Source organism: Serratia sp. MYb239, assembly GCF_002966855.1.
Lineage (GTDB): Bacteria > Pseudomonadota > Gammaproteobacteria > Enterobacterales > Enterobacteriaceae > Serratia_B > Serratia_B rhizosphaerae.
Genome location: NZ_CP023268.1, coordinates 3,868,601 through 3,887,706, shown reverse-complemented (window position 1 = coordinate 3,887,706; position 19,106 = coordinate 3,868,601). Strand labels below are relative to the sequence as shown.

Genomic DNA, 19,106 nt, shown 5'->3' with positions numbered 1-19,106 from the left:
AAAGGATAAGGCATGGACGTTGGGTCAGGATGGCCGCAGGAAAAGTTTTCAGGGATTGAGCAGGGAGCATTCCGTGTAGCGGGAAAGCTATAAAACGAACCGGGGGCACTGTTCATACAGTGCCCCCAACTTTTTGCCTGCCTTGCGCATTTAGCCGATCGCTCCCAGCGTATCCCCTTGGCCCTGTTTTTTCGGCAGCAGGAACAGCGTGGCGTAGATATCCAGCAGATAAATGGCGGCCAACAGGCTGATGGCCGCGGTGAAGGATACCTGCGTCACCAGTGCGCCAATGACCAGCGGCCCCAACCCGCCAACGCCGCGTCCCAGATTAAACAGAATATTTTGCGCCGTAGCCCGAGCCTGCGTTGGGTAGGTGTCTGAAATCAGTGCGCCGTAACCGCCAATCATGCCATTGACGAACAACCCCATCACCGCGCCGGCCAGCAGCATCCAGGTCGGGTCGCTGAGTTGTGCGTAGCACACCACCATCACCACCGCACCCAACTGATAAGCGATGAAAATCTTCCAGCGTGCAAAGCGGTCGGCCAACATGCCGAACAGCCAGATGCCCAAGGTCATGCCGATCACCGTTACCGCCGTCCAGATGCCGGATTTGGTCAGGGAAAAGCCAAAGTTGGTCGCCAGATAGGTGGGCATCCAGATCATCAGCCCGTAGTAACCAAAATTTTGCACCGAACAAAGAATAAAAATGCCGATGCTGGCGCGTCCGGTAGCGCGGTCCTTGAACAGCAGGCCGAGACGCTGGCTGAAGGATAAAACCGGCGCCGTGCTTTTTTGCCGCTCGAATTCTTCCGGCTCTCCCAGCGTGCGGCGGATCAGGAAGGAGGCCAGGGCCGGCACCAGGCCGACCAGAAACATGCCGCGCCAGCCGATATGCGTCAGCAGCAGCGGCGTCAGAAACGCCGCAGCCAGCACGCCAAGCTGCCAGCCCATGCCCACGTAGGCGGAGGCGCGGTTGCGCTTTTCCGCCGGCCAGGCTTCGGCGATCAGCGCCATACCGATGCCGAACTCGCCGCCCAGCCCGATACCTGCCAGCGTGCGGTAAGCCAGCAGATCCCAATAGCCGACCGCCAGCGCACACAGGCCGGTAAACAGTGAAAACATCAAAATAGTGACGGTAAGGATGCGGATCCGGCCGAAGCGGTCACTGAGGTGGCCGAAAATTATGCCGCCCAATACCGCGCCGATCAGCGTCCAGGTGACCAGCGAGCCGGATTCGGCAGAGGTGAGGTGTAGTTCGGCGGCGATAACCGGCAGCATAAAGCCTAGAATAAGCAGGTCAAAACCATCCATGGCATAGCCGGTCACCGAGGCCAGCATGGCTTTACCGGGCGTTGCGTGTTGTTTTACTGCTGATGTTGCGGTCATGTGTATCATCTTATTTATTGGTTTACTTAATGGATATTGTGCCGCGCGCGCAGTTCAGCCACCAGCGTAAAATCTGTCTTGCCGACGGAATTTGGGCTATAACCGGTTAAATGCTATGCTCTGCCGCCTTTCAGCCTGCGCGCTGAGTTTTATCGCTTCGAACGATCGGAAATGCAGATGAATATACATAATCAGGTTCGCCTTTACTTGCAGACTATCGAACAATCCATGCGCGATCTGGCGCTGTGGCAGGCTACGCCGCCGGCGCCTGAGGCGTTTAACAGCAGCGAACCGTTTTGCATTGACAGCATGCAGGCGGAGGAGTGGCTGCAGTGGGTGATGCTGCCGCGCATGTATGCCCTGCTGGACGCCAATGCGCCGTTGCCGACGCGCTTTGCCATCACGCCCTATTTTGAAGAGGCGCTGAAAGACAAAGAGCCTGGCTGTCTGCCGTTGTTGGTGGTGCTTCAGCGCCTGGATGACTTACTGAATCAAGAGCCGCAGTAATGCTGGAGATTCTTTATCAGGATGAGCATCTGGTGGCGGTGAACAAGCCCGCCGGCTGGCTGGTGCACCGCAGCTGGCTGGACCGCCATGAAAGCGTGTTTGTGATGCAGACGGTGCGCGATCAGATCGGCCAGCACGTTTTTACCGTTCACCGGCTTGACCGGCCGACGTCCGGCGTATTGTTGATGGCGCTGTCCAGCGAGGTTGCTCATCTGTTGTCGCAGCAGTTTGAACAGCATCAGGTAGAGAAAACTTACCATGCGGTGGTGCGCGGCTTTGTCAATGAAGCCGCGACGCTCGACTATCCGCTGACGCAGGAGCGGGACAAGATCGCCGATAAGTTTTCTGATGCGGATAAAGCGCCGCAGCCGGCACTGACCCACTATCGGCCGTTGGCGCAGGTGGAAATGCCGGTGGCGATCGGGCGCTATGACAGCGCGCGCTACAGCCTGATGGAGCTGCAGCCGGAAACCGGTCGCAAGCATCAGTTACGGCGCCATATGACGCATTTGCGCCACCCGATCATCGGCGACAGCAAACACGGCGATCTGCGGCAAAACCGCGGCATGGCGCAGCATTTTTCCTGTCCGCGCCTGATGCTGCACGCCAGCCACCTGCGGCTTAATCACCCGGTGAGCGGACAGCCGCTGCAGATTTCCGCCCGTTGGGATCAGGCCTGGCAGGGCGTAATGTCACAGTTTGGCTGGCTGGATGTTCTCCCTGAGCTCGTCAGGGTTGAGTTTCCGGCGGCTTACGGTCAAGCTAGCTGAGAATTTTTTCAGAGCATTAAGGGAGTTGTAAGCATGGCTCAGGTCGGTATTTTCGTCGGCACGGTATACGGTAATGCGTTGTTGGTGGCGGAAGAAGCGGAAACCATCCTTATCGAGCAGGGGCACGAGGTCAAACTGTTCGAAGAGGGGACGCTGGAAGAGTGGCAGGCCTATCATCAGCATTATGCGCTGGTGGTGACCTCGACCACCGGGCAGGGAGATTTGCCGGACAGCATCGCGCCGCTGTTCGTGGCGATTCGCGATCGGGTCGGTTATCAGCCGGAGCTGCGCTACGGAGTGATTGCGCTGGGCGACAGCAGCTATGACAATTTCTGCGGCGCCGGCCGGGCGTTTGATGCATTGCTGCAGGAGCAGGGGGCGACGCGCGTAGGGGAAGTGCTGGAAATTGATGCCATGGAACAGCCTGAACCCGAAGTGGTTTCCTGCCCGTGGGTAGAAAAATGGGCGGCATTGCTGAAGTAAACCCTGAAGGGCGCGGTGACCGCGCCCTGATGATTATTTGCCGCGGGTCAGCTTTTCCAGGTCGGCTTCAATCTCGGCAATCTTGTGCGACACCACGCCTTCCAGATGGCGCAGGTCTTCGAGGATCTTGCGTTTCAAATCGACTTCCGCCTGATCGCGCTGACACAGCTGATCCAGCTCATCGATCACATAGCGCAGGTTGGGGTTTATCTCGTGGATCTCTTTATAACCCTGACCGGCGTTGTCGGCCACCACGGTTTTACGCTGACGTGGATATTTGAATTTCACGCTTTTGGCGAAGAACTCGCCTTTATCCTTGCGGAAATAGATCTTGAGGATGTCGTTATTGGCCTCTTGCCGCAGGCTATAACGATCGATATCTTCCGGTTGATTAATGCCCAAGCTTTTCAAATTATCGTACATACGTCGCCCCTAGTAATAAGTGTTATTCCACGTTAGTGAGGATGCCCGCGTTGCTTAAGATAAAAAAATAGCGGGTGAATCACCCGCTATTCAGCTTAGTCGATGGTGCGCAATAACTCATTAATGCCGACTTTTCCGCGCGTCTTGGCGTCCACTTTTTTGACGATCACCGCACAGTACAGGCTGTAGGAACCATCTTTGGACGGCAGGTTGCCGGATACCACGACGGAACCCGCTGGGACGCGACCGTAGTGGATTTCGCCGGTTTCACGGTCGTAAATACGGGTGCTCTGGCCGAGGTAAACGCCCATGGAGATCACCGAGCCTTCTTCCACGATCACCCCTTCAACCACTTCGGAACGTGCGCCGATAAAGCAGTTGTCTTCGATGATGGTCGGGTTGGCCTGCAGCGGCTCCAGCACGCCGCCGATACCGACGCCGCCGGACAGGTGAACATTTTTACCGATCTGCGCGCAGGAACCGACGGTGGCCCAGGTATCGACCATGGTGCCTTCGTCAACGTAGGCGCCGATATTGACGTAGGATGGCATCAGCACGGTGTTGCGTGCGATAAACGCGCCCTGGCGCACGGTGGCCGGTGGTACGACGCGGAAACCTTCTTTCTGGAAGCGCGCTTCGTCGTAGTCGGCGAATTTCATCGGCACTTTGTCGTAATAGCGGGTTTCAGCCCCGTCCATCACCTTGTTGTCGTTGATGCGGAAAGAGAGCAGCACGGCTTTTTTCAGCCACTGATGGGTTACCCACTGGCCGTCAATCTTTTCGGCGACGCGCAGGGCGCCGCTGTCCAGCAGGGCGATGGCCTGGTTTACCGCTTCGCGCGTTACGGTGTCTACGCTCGTCGGGGTAATGTCCGCACGACGTTCAAAGGCGCTCTCGATAACGTTCTGTAATTGCTGCATTCTGTTCTCGTCCTGATAATGTTTAGCTAAAGGTTACTGGTTTACCCAAAAGATTTCGAGTGGCGGCGAGGCGGCAACCGCACGAGTTCCCCGGAGCTTACGTCGGTAAGTGACTGGGGTGAGTAAGGGCAGCCAACAACGCTGCCGCTTGAAAGATGAAGGGTATATCACATTTTATCGTTTGGATTGAGGGCCTCTGTCAACCGTTGTTCCAACTTTCTGCGCGTTTGGGCGTTTAAAGCACGCCGATCGCCGTCGGCCAGAATAAATAAATCCTCAACCCGCTCGCCGATAGTGGAAATGCGCGCGCCGTGCAGGGAAAGCCCCATATCGGCAAACACTTCACCGACGCGCGCCAGCAGGCCGGGCTGATCCAGCGCGGTCAGCTCCAAGTAACTGCGCCGGTCGGTGTGGGTCGGTAGAAAGCTGGCCTCCGTCGGCACGCTGAAGTGGCGCAGTTTGGACGATGGCCGGCGCACCCGCGGCGGCTGATAGTCGCGTTGGGTGATTGCCTGCAGCAGCGCCTGACGAATGGCGTTGTGGCGATCCTGCGCCAGCGGGCTGCCGTCCGGTTCCAGAACGATAAAGGTGTCCATCGCCATTCCGTCGCGGTTGGTGAAAATCTGCGCGTCGTGTACGCTCAGGTTGCGGCGGTCCATCTCTCCGGCGACGGCGGCGAACAGGTAGGGACGATCCGGGCTCCAGATAAAGATTTCGGTGCCGCCGCGCGTCGCCTGCCGGCTGACCAGCACCAGCGGTTTGGTGGAGTCGTGGGCCAGCAGGTGGCGTGCATGCCAGGCCAACTGATTGGGCGAATGACGCAGGAAATAGTCGGCGCGGCAGCGGCTCCAGATGCGGTGCAGCGCCTCTTCGTCGATATTGTCCATGCGCAGCAGCGCCAGCGCCTGCAGGCGGTGGTGGCGTACGCGTTCGCGCAGGTCCGGGCTGTTTTGCATGCCGCGGCGCAGCTGCTTTTCCGTGGCGAAATAGAGCTCGCGCAACAGGCTCTGTTTCCAGCTGTTCCACAGCGTTTCGTTGGTGGCGCAGATATCCGCCACCGTCAGGCAGACCAGATAGCGCAGCCGTGTTTCGCTCTGTACTTCGGCGCTGAACTGCTGGATCACCGTCGGGTCCTGAATATCTCGCCGCTGGGCGGTGACCGACATCAACAGGTGACAGCGCACCAGCCAGGCGACCAGCTGGGTTTCCCGCGAGTTGAGGCCGTGCAGCGCGGCGAACTCCACCACGTCTTCCGCCCCCAGAATAGAGTGATCGCCGCCGCGTCCTTTGGCAATATCGTGAAACAGCGCGGCGATCAGCAGCAGCTCCGGGTGGGGCAGGCGCGGATACAGCTCGACGCACAGCGGGTGGCGCGGCCGGGTTTCTTCATCGGCGAAGCTTTCCAGCTTTTGCAGCACGCGAATCGTGTGTTCATCTACGGTGTAGGCGTGGAACAGGTCAAACTGCATCTGGCCGACGATTTTTCCCCATTGCGGCATATAGGCCCACAGCACGCTGTGGCGGTGCATTGGCAGCAGGGCGCGCGCCACCGCGCCGGGATGGCGCAGAATCGCCATAAACAGCTCGCGGGCTTCGGGAATGGTGCACAGCGGCTGCTTCAGATGGCGACGCGCATGGCGCAGCTGGCGCACGGTGGTGGAGTAGATGCCGCGGATATCGCGGTTACGCACCATCAGATAGAACATGCGCATGATGGCTTCCGGTTGGCGTTCAAACAGCGTCTCGTCGCGCAGATCGATCAGATCGCCGCGCAGCTGGAAATCATCGTTCAGCGGGCGCGGTTTTTCCGTGGCGTCCAGCGCCAGAATTGCTTCATCAAACAGCTGCAGCAGCATGTTGTTCAGTTCGCTGACGCGGCGCGTCACGCGGTAGAAGTCTTTCATCATGCGCTCGACCGGCTCATTGCCTTCGCCTTGGTAGCGCAGCCGCTGCGCTACGCTGAGCTGGCGGTCGAACAGCAGCCGGTTATCATAACGCGACAGCTCCAGATGCAGCGCGAAGCGGATACGCCACAGCAGGCTCTGACATTCGTTCAGCTCGTTGCGTTCCGCCTGTGTCAGAAAGCCGAAACCGACCATTTCATCCAGCGAGGTGGCGCCGAAGTGGCGCCGCGCCACCCATAACAGGGTATGGATATCGCGCAGGCCGCCGGGGCTGCTTTTGATGTCCGGCTCCAGGTTGTAGCTGGTGCCGTGGTAGCGCTGGTGGCGCTCCTGCTGCTCCTCTATTTTTGCGTGGAAAAAGTCGGGGGAGGGCCAGAAGCCGTCGCTGAAAATGTGTTTTTGCATCTGCAGGAACAGCGCCACGTCGCCGCAGATCATCCGCGATTCGATCAGGTTGGTGGCCACGGTCAGATCGGCCAGCCCTTCCAGTAGGCACTCTTCCAGCGTGCGCACGCTGTGGCCGACCTCCAGTTTCAGATCCCACAGCAGGGTGATGAATTCGCCGACGCGCGCCGCCTGCGGCTCGCTCAACCGCTGCTGGCTGAGCACCAGCACGTCGATGTCCGACAGCGGATGCAGCTCATCGCGGCCGTAGCCGCCCACCGCGACCAGTGCGGTTTCGGCAACCTGCTCAAAGCCGTAAAAACGCCACAGGCGGCGCAGCAGGCGGTCGACGAACTCACTGCGCGCCGCTACCAGGCTTTCGGCGCTGGCTCCGGCGTCAAAGGATGTCGCCAGCCAGTGCTGAAACTGCTCCAGTCGCTGTTTCAGCGTGCCGCAGTCCAGCTCATCATCGCCATAGGTATGGGGCGAGGCTGGCGGCGTCAGTGGCGCGACGACCGGCGGGGCGGATGCACGAAAATCTTCAGACATGGGATGGCCTATAAAAATAAAAAAGGCCGGCAAAAGCCGGCCTGTGTTATGCGTTTAGCGTACGGCGTTGCCGCCGCGCTTACATGTCATGCGTAATGATGTTGGGGATGGTGTCATCCTTGCGCAACGTCATTATCTCGCAGCCGTTTTCAGTCACCACAATAGTATGCTCATACTGTGCCGACAAGCTGCGATCTTTGGTTTTTACCGTCCAGCCGTCTTTCATGGTGCGGATGCGGTAGTCGCCGGCGTTGACCATCGGCTCGATGGTGAAGGCCATGCCCGCCTGCAGCACCACGCCGCCGTCGTCGGCGTCGTAATGCAGCACCTGCGGCTCTTCGTGGAACACTTCGCCGATGCCGTGTCCGCAGTATTCACGCACCACGGAGAACTTCTCGGCCTCTACGAACTGCTGAATGGCTTTGCCCAGCGTGCGCAGGCGGATGCCCGGCTTGACCATTTTCAGCGCCAGGTACAGGCTTTCCTGCGTGATGCGGCACAGGCGCTCGCCCAGAATCGTCGGTTTGCCCACCAGGAACATCTTGGAGGTGTCGCCGTGCCAGCCGTCTTTGATAACGGTGACGTCGATATTGACGATATCGCCGTCTTTCAGCACTTTGTCATCGCTCGGGATGCCGTGGCACACCACTTCATTCACCGAGATGCAGACGGATTTCGGGAAGCCGTGGTAGCCTAGGCAGGCGGAGATCGCCTGCTGCTTTTCCGTGATGTATTCGTGACAGATACGGTCCAGTTCACCGGTGGTGACGCCGGGTTTGACGTAAGGCTCGATGATTTCCAGCACTTCGGCGGCCAGGCGGCCGGCTACGCGCATTTTTTGGATGTCATCAGCGTTTTTGATTGAGATGGCCATGAAATTCGTCCGAAGGTGTCGTGCTTGCCGACAATATTAAGAATATAGAAGCAGTTTGCTATGGTATCAGCCCGCCGGAGGGCTGCCAAATTTGATTTGCGCGCGCGGGCGGCGTTCAGGGGTTATACTGCAACAAAAGTTGGAGTCGGCGACGGGTTTATGGTATAAAGCGCGCCGGCGATCCGCGACTTCCGTCCAAAAGACGGTGGCCGGTGAGGCTGAAACTACTTAACTGCACTCGATTTGTGTAAATAACACACACGTATCGGCACATGCGCCGGGGTGCCTCAGGTGAGAACTTCGCTCTGGGGTCGGCGTTATGGGATACGTGGAGGCATAACCCCAATTTAATCTATAGAGGTTTAATCATGGCAACTGTTTCCATGCGCGACATGCTCCAGGCCGGTGTACACTTCGGTCACCAGACCCGTTACTGGAACCCGAAAATGAAGCCATTCATCTTCGGCGCTCGTAACAAGGTTCACATCATCAACCTGGAAAAAACCGTACCAATGTTCAACGACGCTCTGGCTGAGCTGAGCAAGATCTCTGCCCGTAAAGGCAAGATCCTGTTTGTTGGTACCAAGCGCGCAGCAAGCGAAGCGGTAAAAGAAGCTGCCAACAACTGCGACCAGTTCTTCGTGAACCATCGCTGGTTGGGCGGTATGCTGACTAACTGGAAAACCGTTCGTCAGTCCATCAAACGTTTGAAAGATCTGGAAACCCAGTCTCAAGACGGCACCTTCGACAAGCTGACCAAAAAAGAAGCGCTGATGCGTACCCGTGAACTGCAGAAGTTGGAAAACTCTCTGGGCGGTATCAAGGATATGGGCGGTCTGCCAGACGCTCTGTTCGTTATCGATGCCGATCACGAACACATCGCGATCAAAGAAGCCAACAACCTGGGTATCCCGGTATTCTCTATCGTTGATACCAACTCCGATCCAGACGGCGTTGACTTCATCATCCCTGGTAACGACGACGCAATCCGTGCAGTAAACCTGTACCTGACCGCCGTTGCTGCCGCAGTACGCGAAGGTCGCTCTCAAGATCTGGCCGTTCAGGCGGAAGAAGGCTTGGTAGAAGCTGAATAATAAGGCAAGCTCGAACTCGAGCCCTTATTAACCAGGTATTGACATATGTTGGTTAGGGGGGCCTTAAAGGCCCCCTTTGCTTATCTGAATGAGAACCCTGTCCGATAGGTTCCGCGTTGTTGCCCGGCGCGACGGCGCGAAAGGTATCGGGTAAATCTCCGAGTGAGATAACCGAGGAATTAAAAAATGGCTGATATTACCGCTGCCCTGGTAAAAGAACTGCGCGAGCGTACTGGCGCTGGCATGATGGATTGCAAAAAGGCGCTGGTTGAATCCAACGGCGACATCGAGCTGGCAATCGAAAACATGCGTAAGTCTGGTGCGATCAAAGCAGCGAAAAAAGCAGGCAACGTAGCTGCTGACGGCGTGATCAAAACCAAAATCGAAGGCAACTACGGCGTGATTCTGGAAGTTAACTGCCAGACTGACTTCGTGGCTAAAGACGCTGGTTTCCAGGCATTCGCTGACAAAGTGCTGGACGCGGCCGTTGCCGGTAAAGTAACTGACATCGAAGTACTGAAAGCACAGTTCGAAGAAGAGCGCGTTGCTCTGGTGGCGAAAATTGGTGAAAACATCAACATTCGTCGCGTAGCCGTACTGGAAGGCGACGTGCTGGGCAGCTACCTGCACGGCGCACGTATCGGCGTTCTGGTTTCCGCTAAAGGCGCTGACGAAGAGCTGGTTAAGCAGATCGCAATGCACGTTGCGGCCAGCAAGCCTGAGTTCGTGAAGCCTGAAGACGTTTCTGCCGAAGTGGTGGAAAAAGAGTATCAGGTTCAGCTGGACATCGCTATGCAGTCCGGCAAGCCGAAAGAAATCGCAGAGAAAATGGTTGAAGGCCGCATGAAGAAATTCACCGGCGAAGTTTCTCTGACCGGTCAGCCTTTCGTTATCGAGCCAAGCAAATCCGTTGGTCAGGTGCTGAAAGAGCACAACGCTGACGTTGTTAACTTCATCCGCTTCGAAGTGGGCGAAGGCATCGAGAAAGTTGAAGCTGACTTTGCTGCTGAAGTTGCAGCAATGAGCAAGCAGTCTTAATGACTGTTAATGGAACCGCCGTCTGGCGGTTCCATTTTATATCCGCCGTATTTCAGGCAGCGGGTAGGGTGCCTTTTTCCTGCAACCTGAATTATTTAGGATATATCTTTATCCGGATCCAGCCAGATTTACTCCGATGGCGAGCCCTGCCGGGTTATACTCTGCGCAGGCGCATTTCATCGGCTAAAACCCCCAATACTATTACTGCTGCTTAGGACAGAATAACCATGGCAACCAATGCAAAACCCGTATATCAGCGTATCCTGCTCAAACTGAGCGGCGAAGCCCTGCAAGGCGCAGAAGGTTTTGGTATCGACGCGAGCGTTTTGGATCGCATGGCTCAGGAAGTGAAAGAGCTGGTCGAGCTGGGCATTCAGGTCGGTGTAGTTATTGGCGGTGGCAACCTGTTCCGCGGCGCGGGCCTGGCGCAAGCCGGGATGAACCGCGTAGTGGGCGACCACATGGGAATGCTGGCTACCGTGATGAACGGCCTGGCTATGCGTGATGCACTGCACCGTGCCTATGTGAACGCCCGCCTGATGTCGGCTATCCCGCTGAATGGCGTGTGTGATAACTACAGCTGGGCAGAGGCCATCAGCCTGCTGCGTAACAACCGCGTAGTGATTTTCTCCGCCGGTACCGGCAACCCGTTCTTTACCACCGACTCTGCCGCCTGCCTGCGTGGGATCGAAATTGAAGCAGACGTGGTATTGAAAGCCACCAAAGTGGATGGTGTATACTCCGCCGATCCGGTGAAAAACCCGGATGCGACGCTGTACGAACAGTTAACCTATCAGGACGTGCTGGAACGTGAACTGAAAGTCATGGATCTGGCCGCGTTTACGCTGGCGCGCGATCACAGCCTGCCGATCCGCGTGTTCAATATGAACAAGCCGGGTGCGCTGCGTCGCGTCGTGATGGGTGAGAACGAAGGTACATTGATCAGCAAGTAATTGCTGCTCGATACTGATTGAGCGGGGCGGGTGGCGACGTGCGCGCCTGTCCCCAGCAAGTAAAATTCACGGGCTATAATAAGCCTGCCAAGTAACCCGTTTCCAAAGGTTCGCAACGTGATTAATGACATCAGAAAAGATGCTGACGCACGCATGGAAAAAAGCGTCGAAGCATTCAAAAACCAAATCAGCAAAATCCGCACCGGCCGCGCGTCGCCAAGCATTCTTGACGGCATCATGGTGGAATACTACGGCGCTGCGACGCCGCTGCGCCAGCTGGCCAGCATCACGGTGGAAGATTCCCGTACGCTGAAAATCAACGTGTTCGATCGTTCCCTGAGCCAGGCGGTGGAAAAAGCCATCATGACCTCCGATCTGGGTCTGAACCCGTCTTCCGCCGGTTCTGATATCCGCGTGCCGCTGCCTGCGCTGACCGAAGAGCGTCGTAAAGATCTGATTAAGATCGTGCGTGGTGAAGCAGAGCAGGGCCGTGTGTCCGTGCGTAACGTGCGTCGCGATGCCAACGATAAGGTCAAGGCGTTGCTGAAAGACAAGGAAATCAGCGAAGATGAAGAACGTCGTGCGCAAGACGACATTCAGAAAATGACCGATGCTTACATCAAGCTGGTAGACACCGCTCTGGCGGAGAAAGAAAAAGAGCTGATGGAATTCTAATCGGCTTTGCGCTGAACAAAGCGTCGCTTAGGCGGCGCTTTATTTTTTGCAGCGCAGATCTCGTTTTATCGTACTGAAAGATCGTGGACATCCGGTGCGCAAGGTTTCACACTGGAGCCCCATCGATCTTATCAGACAGTTACTCAGAGTGAACTCATGAAGCAACTGACTATTCTTGGCTCCACCGGCTCCGTCGGCACCAGCACGCTGGCCGTCGTACGGGAGAATCCTGAACGTTTCGTCGTGAAGGCGCTGGTCGCCGGCCGTAATGCAACGGTGATGGCGCAGCAGTGCCTGGAGTTCCGCCCGACCTATGCGGCGATGGCGGACGAAGCCTCGGCGGCGCAACTGCGCACGCTGCTGGCGGAGCAGGGCGTGACGACCGAAGTGATGGCGGGTGAACAGGCCGCCTGCGAGCTGGCGGCGCTGGACGACGTCGATCAGGTGACTGCGGCCATCGTCGGCGCCGCCGGTTTGCTGCCAACGCTGTCGGCAATCCGCGCTGGCAAGCAGGTGCTGCTGGCGAATAAAGAGTCGCTGGTGACCTGCGGCCGTCTGTTTATGGATGCGGTGCGGCAGAGTCAGGCGCAGCTTTTACCGCTCGATAGCGAGCATAACGCGATTTTTCAGAGTTTACCTGAGAGCATTCAGCGCCAGTTGGGATACTCTTCACTGGAAGATCATGGTGTTTCGCGCATTGTGCTGACCGGTTCCGGCGGCCCGTTCCGTACCACGCCGCTGGAGCAGTTTGCCGCGATGACGCCGGATCAGGCGTGTGCCCATCCCAACTGGTCGATGGGGCGCAAGATCTCGGTGGATTCCGCCACCATGATGAATAAAGGTCTGGAATATATTGAGGCCCGCTGGCTGTTTAATGCCTCGGCCGAACAAATGGAAGTGATTCTGCACCCGCAGTCGGTCATTCACTCGATGGTGCGTTATGTCGACGGCAGCGTACTGGCGCAGTTGGGCACGCCGGATATGCGTACGCCGATCGCCCACGCGATGGCCTATCCGCAGCGCGTGAATTCCGGCGTTGCCGCGCTGGACTTTTGCCGCATCGGCGCGTTGACCTTCTCCGAGCCTGAGCGTGAACGTTATCCCTGCCTGCATCTGGCCATTGCGGCCTTTGATGCGGGGCAGGCGGCGACCACCGCGCTCAATGCCGCCAACGAAGTGGCGGTGGCCGCTTTCCTGCAGGCGCAGATTCGCTTCACCGATATCGCGGCGGTGAACCAAAAAGTTGTCGAACGGCTGTCTTTGCAGGAACCGACCTGCGTTGACGCGGTCTTAGATATCGATCGCCAGGCGCGTGTTGTTGCCGCTGAAATTGTGAAGGCGCAGCGCGCCTGAGCCCGTGATATTGTCTGATTTTGTTCGTAAATTGCGCGCGCCGCTCTGGGCCTGTTTGTTCAGGCTTCGCTGAGGTGATATAGTCTGCGCCACCTGTCAGCGGTTATACCGTTGAATAATGGCCTGATTGGTATGCCGAATACCTCTTCGTCCCAGACGACGTCTGGGCTATCAGGACGTGCAGACGAAAAAGCCGTGTCGGGCACACGGCTTTTTTTGCGCGCAAGGGCCTGAAGTTCCGGAAAGGCTGTTGTGTTTCTATCGAGGAAATAAGTACGAGTTATGTCGTCCGCAAATCAACAAGAAGCTAATCCGTCCATTTCAGGGCCACGTCACGTTGCCATCATTATGGACGGTAACGGACGTTGGGCTAAACGTCAGGGCAAGTTACGTGTCTTCGGTCATAAAGCAGGGGTGAAATCGGTGCGCCGAGCCGTCAGCTTTGCCGCCAGCCATCATTTGGATGCGCTCACGCTTTATGCCTTCAGCAGTGAGAACTGGAATCGTCCGGCGCAGGAGGTCTCCGCATTGATGGAGCTTTTTGTGCGCGCCCTGGACAGTGAAGTGAAAAGCCTGCACAAACATAACGTCAGATTGCGCGTGATTGGCGATGTCAGCCGATTCAGCGCACGTTTGCAGGAGCGTATTCGTCGCTCCGAGCAACTGACTGAAAATAACGATGGCCTGACGCTCAACATTGCCGCCAACTACGGCGGTCGTTGGGATATCATGCAGGGAGTAAAGACTTTGGCCGAAAAAGTGCAGGAAGGTTTACTGCGCCCGGACCAAATCAGCGAAGAGTTGCTAAGCGAACAGGTTTGCATGAGCGATCTGGCGCCGGTGGATCTGGTGATCCGTACCGGCGGTGAACACCGCATCAGCAACTTCTTACTGTGGCAGATCGCTTATGCCGAACTTTACTTTACTGATGTACTCTGGCCTGATTTTGATGAACTTGTCTTTGAAGGTGCGCTGAATGCATTTGCACAACGTGAGCGCCGCTTCGGGGGAACAACACCTATCGGCGCTAATGCGTCCTAGGGGGAACTTTTGCTGAAGTATCGCCTCATAACTGCTCTGATTTTAATACCGATCGTTATTGCAGCGCTGTTTTTGCTGCCTCCGGTGGGATTTGCCCTGGTAACGCTGGTAGTGTGCATGTTAGCTGCGTGGGAGTGGGGCCAGTTGGCCGGGTTTGCCTCCCGTTCTCAACGTATCTGGTTGGCGATACTCTGCGGCTTTTTACTGGCGCTGATGATGCTGAGCGTACCGGCCTATCATCAGTCCGTTCACCTGCTGCAGGTTGGCGGGCCGCTGTGGATGTCGCTCGGATGGTGGCTGGCTGCGTTGCTGCTGGTGCTGTTTTATCCGGGCTCCGCAGGGCTGTGGCGTAATTCACGCCCGCTGCGGCTGGTATTCGGTATCCTGACTATCGTGCCGTTCTTTTGGGGCATGCTGGCGCTGCGTCAGTTCGGCTATGAGCAAAACCATTTTACCGGTGCCTGGTGGCTGCTGTATGTGATGCTGCTGGTATGGGGTGCGGATTCCGGCGCCTACGTCTTCGGCAAACTGTTCGGCAAACACAAGCTGGCACCGAAGGTTTCGCCGGGTAAAACCTGGGAAGGTCTGATTGGCGGTCTGGTGACCTCGGCGCTGATTTCCTGGCTGTTTGGCCGCTATGCGCCGCTGAACGTGGTGCCGGCAACTCTGCTGGTTTGTTCGGTGACTGCCGCGCTGGCCTCGGTGCTGGGCGACCTCACCGAGAGCATGTTCAAACGGGAAGCGGGCATCAAGGACAGCGGCCATCTGATTCCGGGACATGGCGGGATACTGGATCGTATCGACAGCCTGACCGCCGCCGTGCCGGTATTTGCCTGTTTGATGCTGTTAGTGTTTTAATCCGTCCGTGACGGGGAGTGTAGGGATGATGTTCAGCGTGCTCTGGAACCTGGTAGCGTTTATTATTGCACTCGGTATATTGATTACCGTGCATGAGTTCGGGCACTTTTGGGTGGCCCGTCGCTGCGGCGTCCGCGTTGAACGCTTCTCCATCGGCTTTGGCCGCGCCCTGTGGCGGCGCACCGACCGTCACGGCACCGAATTCGTTATCGCGTTGATCCCGCTGGGCGGCTACGTCAAAATGCTGGATGAGCGCGTGGAGACGGTGGCGCCTGAGCGGCGTCACCAGGCCTTTAACAATAAAACCGTCTGGCAGCGCGCCGCCATTGTCAGCGCAGGGCCAATCGCGAACTTCCTGTTCGCCGTGGTTGCTTACTGGCTGGTGTTTATCATCGGCGTCCCTAGTTTTCGTCCGGTTATTGGCGAAATATCACCACAATCTATCGCCGCTCAGGCGCAAATTTCACCAGGAATGGAACTAAAGTCCGTTGGCGGTATCGAAACGCCTGATTGGGAAGCTGTTCGTCTGGCGCTGGTGACCAAGATTGGCGATGAGAAAACCGAAGTAGGGATTGCGCCTTTTGGCACATCGCAGGTGGTAAATAAAACCCTGGATTTACGCCAGTGGAATTTTGAGCCAGACAAGCAGGATCCGGTGGTTTCACTGGGGATTATTCCCCGCGGGCCGCAGATTGAATCGGTATTGGCACAGGTGCAATCCGGTTCGGCAGCGCAAAAAGCGGGTTTGCAAGCCGGGGACAGGATCGTTAAAGTCGATGGTCAGCCTTTAGGACGTTGGCAAACGTTGGTGAAGCGAATTCACGACGGCCCGGGGCAGCCACTGGCTTTAGAGATTGAGCGAAACGGCGCGCCGTTGTCATTGACGCTGGTTCCGGATAGCAAGACGGCGGCAGGAAAGGACATCGGCTTTGCCGGTATTATTCCGAAAGTGTTGCCGCTGCCGGATGAGTACAAGACGATTCGTCAGTTTGGACCGTTCTCGGCGCTGTATCAGGCCGGGGACAAGACCTGGCAAATCATGCGCCTAACGGTCAGCATGCTGGGTAAATTAATAACCGGTGATGTGAAGCTGAACAACCTGAGCGGCCCGATTTCCATAGCACAGGGCGCCGGGGCTTCAGCCGGGGTCGGGTTTGTGTATTACCTGATGTTCCTGGCGTTGATTAGCGTCAACCTGGGGATCATCAACCTGTTCCCATTACCGGTGTTAGATGGTGGGCACCTCCTCTTCCTGGCGATAGAAAAGCTGAAGGGTGGCCCGGTTTCCGAGCGAGTACAGGACTACAGCTACCGCATAGGTTCGATTTTGCTGGTACTGTTAATGGGTCTTGCACTTTTCAATGATTTTTCTCGCCTGTAAGGGCGGGGATAGGTTAGGAAGAACGCATAACAACGATGGCGATGAAAAAGTTGCTCATAGCGTCGCTGCTGTTTGGCAGCGCCACCGTATACGGTGCAGACGGGTTCGTGGTGAAAGACATTCATTTCGAAGGCCTGCAGCGGGTCGCCGTCGGTGCGGCGTTACTCAACATGCCGGTTCGCGTAGGCGATACCGTCACTGACGATGACATCAGTAATACCATTCGTGCCTTGTTTGCCACCGGCAACTTCGAGGACGTGCGCGTACTGCGCGATGGTAATACGTTGATCGTGCAGGTTAAGGAACGTCCTACCATTGCCAGCATCACCTTCTCCGGCAACAAGTCGGTGAAAGATGACATGCTCAAGCAAAACCTGGAAGCCTCTGGCGTCCGGGTTGGCGAAGCGCTCGACCGCACCACGATTTCCAGTATTGAAAAAGGCCTGGAAGACTTCTACTACAGCGTTGGTAAGTACAGCGCCTCGGTGAAAGCCGTGGTGACGCCACTGCCGCGCAACCGTGTTGACCTGAAGCTGGTGTTCACGGAAGGGGTTTCCGCAAAAATTCAACAGATCAACATCGTCGGCAACCATGCCTTCACCAACGATGAACTGATTTCACGTTTCCAACTGCGTGATGAGGTGCCATGGTGGAACGTGGTCGGCGATCGCAAATACCAGAAGCAGAAACTGGCGGGCGATCTTGAAACCCTGCGCAGCTTCTATCTGGACCGCGGTTACGCGCGTTTCAACATTGATTCGACGCAGGTCAGCCTGACGCCGGACAAGAAAGGTATCTACATCACCATCAACATCACCGAAGGCGATCAGTACAAGCTTTCTGACGTGGTGGTGAACGGCAACCTGGCCGGCCATTCGGCCGAAGTCGCCCAGTTGACCAAGATTGAGCCGGGCGAACTGTACAACGGCAGCAAAGTGACCAAAATGGAAGACAACATCAAGAAGATGTTGGGCCGTTATGGTTACGCCTACCCGCGCGTACAGACTCAGCCGGAAATCAACGATGCGGATAAAACCGTCAAGCTGCACGTCAATATCGACGCGGGCAACCGCTTCTATGTGCGCCGCATCAAGTTCGAAGGTAACGACACCAGCAAAGATTCCGTACTGCGCCGTGAAATGCGTCAGATGGAAGGCTCATGGCTGGGCAATGACCAGGTTGAGCAGGGCAAAGAGCGTCTGAACCGTCTGGGCTACTTCGAAACCGTGGACGTTGAAACGCAACGCGTGCCGGGTACTGCCGATCAGGTTGACGTCACCTACAAGGTGAAAGAGCGCAACACCGGTACGTTCAACTTCGGCGTAGGTTACGGTACGGAAAGCGGCGTCAGCTTCCAGGTTGGCGTTCAGCAGGACAACTGGCTGGGCACCGGTTACTCGGTGGGCGTCAGCGGCACCAAGAACGACTATCAGACCTATGCGGAACTGTCCGCCACCAACCCATACTTCACCGTTGACGGTGTGAGCCTGGGCGGTCGTATCTTCTATAACGACTTTAAGGCCGACGACGCAGACCTGTCTGATTATACCAACAGCAGCTACGGCGTTGACGGTACGCTGGGTTTCCCAATCAACGAGAACAACTCGCTGCGCGCCGGCCTGGGCTATGTGCATAACAGCCTGTCCGACATGCAGCCGCAGATCGCCATGTGGCGTTATCTGAACTCGATGGGGCAGGATCCGAACACCATGGATCGCGCCAGCTATAAGGCGGATGACTTCACGCTGAACCTGGGCTGGACGTACAACAACCTTGACCGTGGTTATTTCCCGACCTCCGGTAACCGCACCACCCTGAATGGTAAAATCACCATTCCTGGCTCTGACAACGAATACTACAAACTGACGTTGGACAGCGTACAGTACGTGCCGATCAACGAAGATCGCACCTGGGTGCTGTTGGGCCGTGGCCGTCTGGGCTATGCCGACGGTCTGGGCGGTAAGGAAATGCCGTTCTATGAGAACTTCTATGCCGGCGGTTCCAGCTCCGTACGTGGCTTCCAGTCCAATACCATTGGTCCGAAAGCGGTGTACTACAATTCCAACTCCTACAGCTGCAGCAACGGCACCAAGCTGTGCGGCTCTGACGATGCGGTCGGCGGCAACGCCATGGCGGTCGCCAGCATGGAGTTGATTACGCCTACGCCGTTTATCAGCGAAAAATACGCTAACTCGGTACGTACCTCGCTGTTCGTCGATGCGGGTACCGTGTGGGATACCAACTGGGAGAAGAACCAGACCGCTGGTTTCGATATTCCGGATTACAGCAAACCAGGCAACATTCGCGTGTCCGCCGGTATTGCGCTGCAGTGGATGTCGCCGCTGGGGCCGTTGGTGTTCTCTTACGCCAACCCGCTTAAGGATTACGAAGGCGATAAATCCGAGCAGTTCCAGTTTAATATTGGTAAGACCTGGTAACGGTTTTACCTCTGTGTAAAACGTTGCTAAGAATCGCAATAGCCAGACTGTCAAAGCGACAGAGGGAGAAAA

At 56.7% G+C, this 19,106-nt stretch carries 17 protein-coding genes; 12 read left to right on the top strand and 5 right to left on the bottom strand.

The features are described from left to right. Positions 1 to 150: 150 nt before the first annotated feature. Positions 151 to 1,389, bottom strand: a complete 1,239-nt coding sequence (locus tag CLM71_RS18650; RefSeq protein ID WP_105232315.1) for an MFS transporter — start codon at positions 1,387 to 1,389, stop codon at positions 151 to 153. Between the two features lie 177 nt (positions 1,390 to 1,566). Between CLM71_RS18650 and CLM71_RS18645 the strand changes: the two genes are divergently transcribed. From CLM71_RS18645 to CLM71_RS18635, 3 genes are read left to right on the top strand one after another with little or no spacing between them, the layout of a single operon-like run. Continuing rightward, entirely contained in the window at positions 1,567 to 1,896 is a 330-nt protein-coding gene (locus CLM71_RS18645) for a YqcC family protein (RefSeq protein ID WP_172606260.1), read from the top strand. Further along, the gene (gene truC / locus CLM71_RS18640; protein ID WP_105232313.1) at positions 1,896 to 2,666 is read left to right on the top strand and encodes a tRNA pseudouridine(65) synthase TruC; all 771 of its coding nucleotides are present in this window, start codon (positions 1,896 to 1,898) and stop codon (positions 2,664 to 2,666) included. Before CLM71_RS18645 ends, truC begins: the two co-directional genes overlap by 1 nt. A 33-nt stretch (positions 2,667 to 2,699) precedes the next feature. Further along, positions 2,700 to 3,149 (top strand): flavodoxin, encoded by a 450-nt coding sequence (locus CLM71_RS18635; RefSeq protein WP_105232312.1) that lies wholly within the window; start codon positions 2,700 to 2,702, stop codon positions 3,147 to 3,149. A gap of 33 nt (positions 3,150 to 3,182) precedes the next feature. On the opposite strand, the gene CLM71_RS18630 is transcribed toward CLM71_RS18635, so the two are convergent. The 4 genes from CLM71_RS18630 to map form a co-directional block, all read right to left on the bottom strand. Further along, positions 3,183 to 3,572 carry a DUF3461 family protein gene (locus CLM71_RS18630; protein WP_105232311.1) on the bottom strand — a complete coding sequence of 130 codons (390 nt, stop codon included), beginning with the start codon at positions 3,570 to 3,572 and terminating at the stop codon, positions 3,183 to 3,185. Positions 3,573 to 3,667: 95 nt separating this feature from the next. After that, positions 3,668 to 4,492 (bottom strand): 2,3,4,5-tetrahydropyridine-2,6-dicarboxylate N-succinyltransferase, encoded by an 825-nt coding sequence (gene dapD / locus CLM71_RS18625; protein ID WP_105232310.1) that lies wholly within the window; start codon positions 4,490 to 4,492, stop codon positions 3,668 to 3,670. Positions 4,493 to 4,659: 167 nt separating this feature from the next. Next, the gene (gene glnD, locus CLM71_RS18620) at positions 4,660 to 7,329 is read right to left on the bottom strand and encodes a bifunctional uridylyltransferase/uridylyl-removing protein GlnD (protein ID WP_105233492.1); all 2,670 of its coding nucleotides are present in this window, start codon (positions 7,327 to 7,329) and stop codon (positions 4,660 to 4,662) included. A 79-nt stretch (positions 7,330 to 7,408) separates the two neighbouring features. Beyond that, the gene (map, locus tag CLM71_RS18615) at positions 7,409 to 8,203 is read right to left on the bottom strand and encodes a type I methionyl aminopeptidase (RefSeq protein ID WP_015673564.1); all 795 of its coding nucleotides are present in this window, start codon (positions 8,201 to 8,203) and stop codon (positions 7,409 to 7,411) included. 368 nt (positions 8,204 to 8,571) lie between these two features. Here map and rpsB point away from each other — a divergent pair, with 368 nt between their 5' ends. The 9 genes from rpsB to bamA all read left to right on the top strand — a co-directional run bounded on the left by rpsB (position 8,572) and on the right by bamA (position 19,034). Continuing rightward, on the top strand, positions 8,572 to 9,297 hold the full coding sequence (gene rpsB, locus CLM71_RS18610; RefSeq protein WP_105232309.1) for a 30S ribosomal protein S2: 726 nt from the start codon (positions 8,572 to 8,574) through the stop codon (positions 9,295 to 9,297). A 186-nt stretch (positions 9,298 to 9,483) separates the two neighbouring features. After that, entirely contained in the window at positions 9,484 to 10,335 is an 852-nt protein-coding gene (tsf, locus tag CLM71_RS18605; protein ID WP_105232308.1) for a translation elongation factor Ts, read from the top strand. Positions 10,336 to 10,562: 227 nt separating this feature from the next. After that, positions 10,563 to 11,288, top strand: a complete 726-nt coding sequence (gene pyrH / locus CLM71_RS18600; RefSeq protein WP_105232307.1) for a UMP kinase — start codon at positions 10,563 to 10,565, stop codon at positions 11,286 to 11,288. Positions 11,289 to 11,405: 117 nt separating this feature from the next. Beyond that, a complete protein-coding gene (gene frr, locus CLM71_RS18595; protein ID WP_105232306.1) occupies positions 11,406 to 11,963 on the top strand; it encodes a ribosome recycling factor in 558 nt (185 codons plus the stop codon). 156 nt (positions 11,964 to 12,119) lie between these two features. Further along, entirely contained in the window at positions 12,120 to 13,316 is a 1,197-nt protein-coding gene (ispC, locus tag CLM71_RS18590; protein ID WP_105232305.1) for a 1-deoxy-D-xylulose-5-phosphate reductoisomerase, read from the top strand. 282 nt (positions 13,317 to 13,598) lie between these two features. Beyond that, the gene (ispU, locus tag CLM71_RS18585; RefSeq protein ID WP_054306199.1) at positions 13,599 to 14,357 is read left to right on the top strand and encodes a (2E,6E)-farnesyl-diphosphate-specific ditrans,polycis-undecaprenyl-diphosphate synthase; all 759 of its coding nucleotides are present in this window, start codon (positions 13,599 to 13,601) and stop codon (positions 14,355 to 14,357) included. A gap of 9 nt (positions 14,358 to 14,366) precedes the next feature. Further along, positions 14,367 to 15,215: a phosphatidate cytidylyltransferase gene (gene cdsA, locus CLM71_RS18580; protein ID WP_015673558.1), complete on the top strand. Its 849-nt coding sequence runs from the start codon at positions 14,367 to 14,369 to the stop codon at positions 15,213 to 15,215. A 28-nt stretch (positions 15,216 to 15,243) separates the two neighbouring features. Continuing rightward, the gene (gene rseP, locus CLM71_RS18575; RefSeq protein WP_105233490.1) at positions 15,244 to 16,596 is read left to right on the top strand and encodes a sigma E protease regulator RseP; all 1,353 of its coding nucleotides are present in this window, start codon (positions 15,244 to 15,246) and stop codon (positions 16,594 to 16,596) included. Between the two features lie 35 nt (positions 16,597 to 16,631). Next, positions 16,632 to 19,034 carry an outer membrane protein assembly factor BamA gene (gene bamA / locus CLM71_RS18570; protein WP_105232304.1) on the top strand — a complete coding sequence of 801 codons (2,403 nt, stop codon included), beginning with the start codon at positions 16,632 to 16,634 and terminating at the stop codon, positions 19,032 to 19,034. Positions 19,035 to 19,106 lie beyond the last annotated feature (72 nt).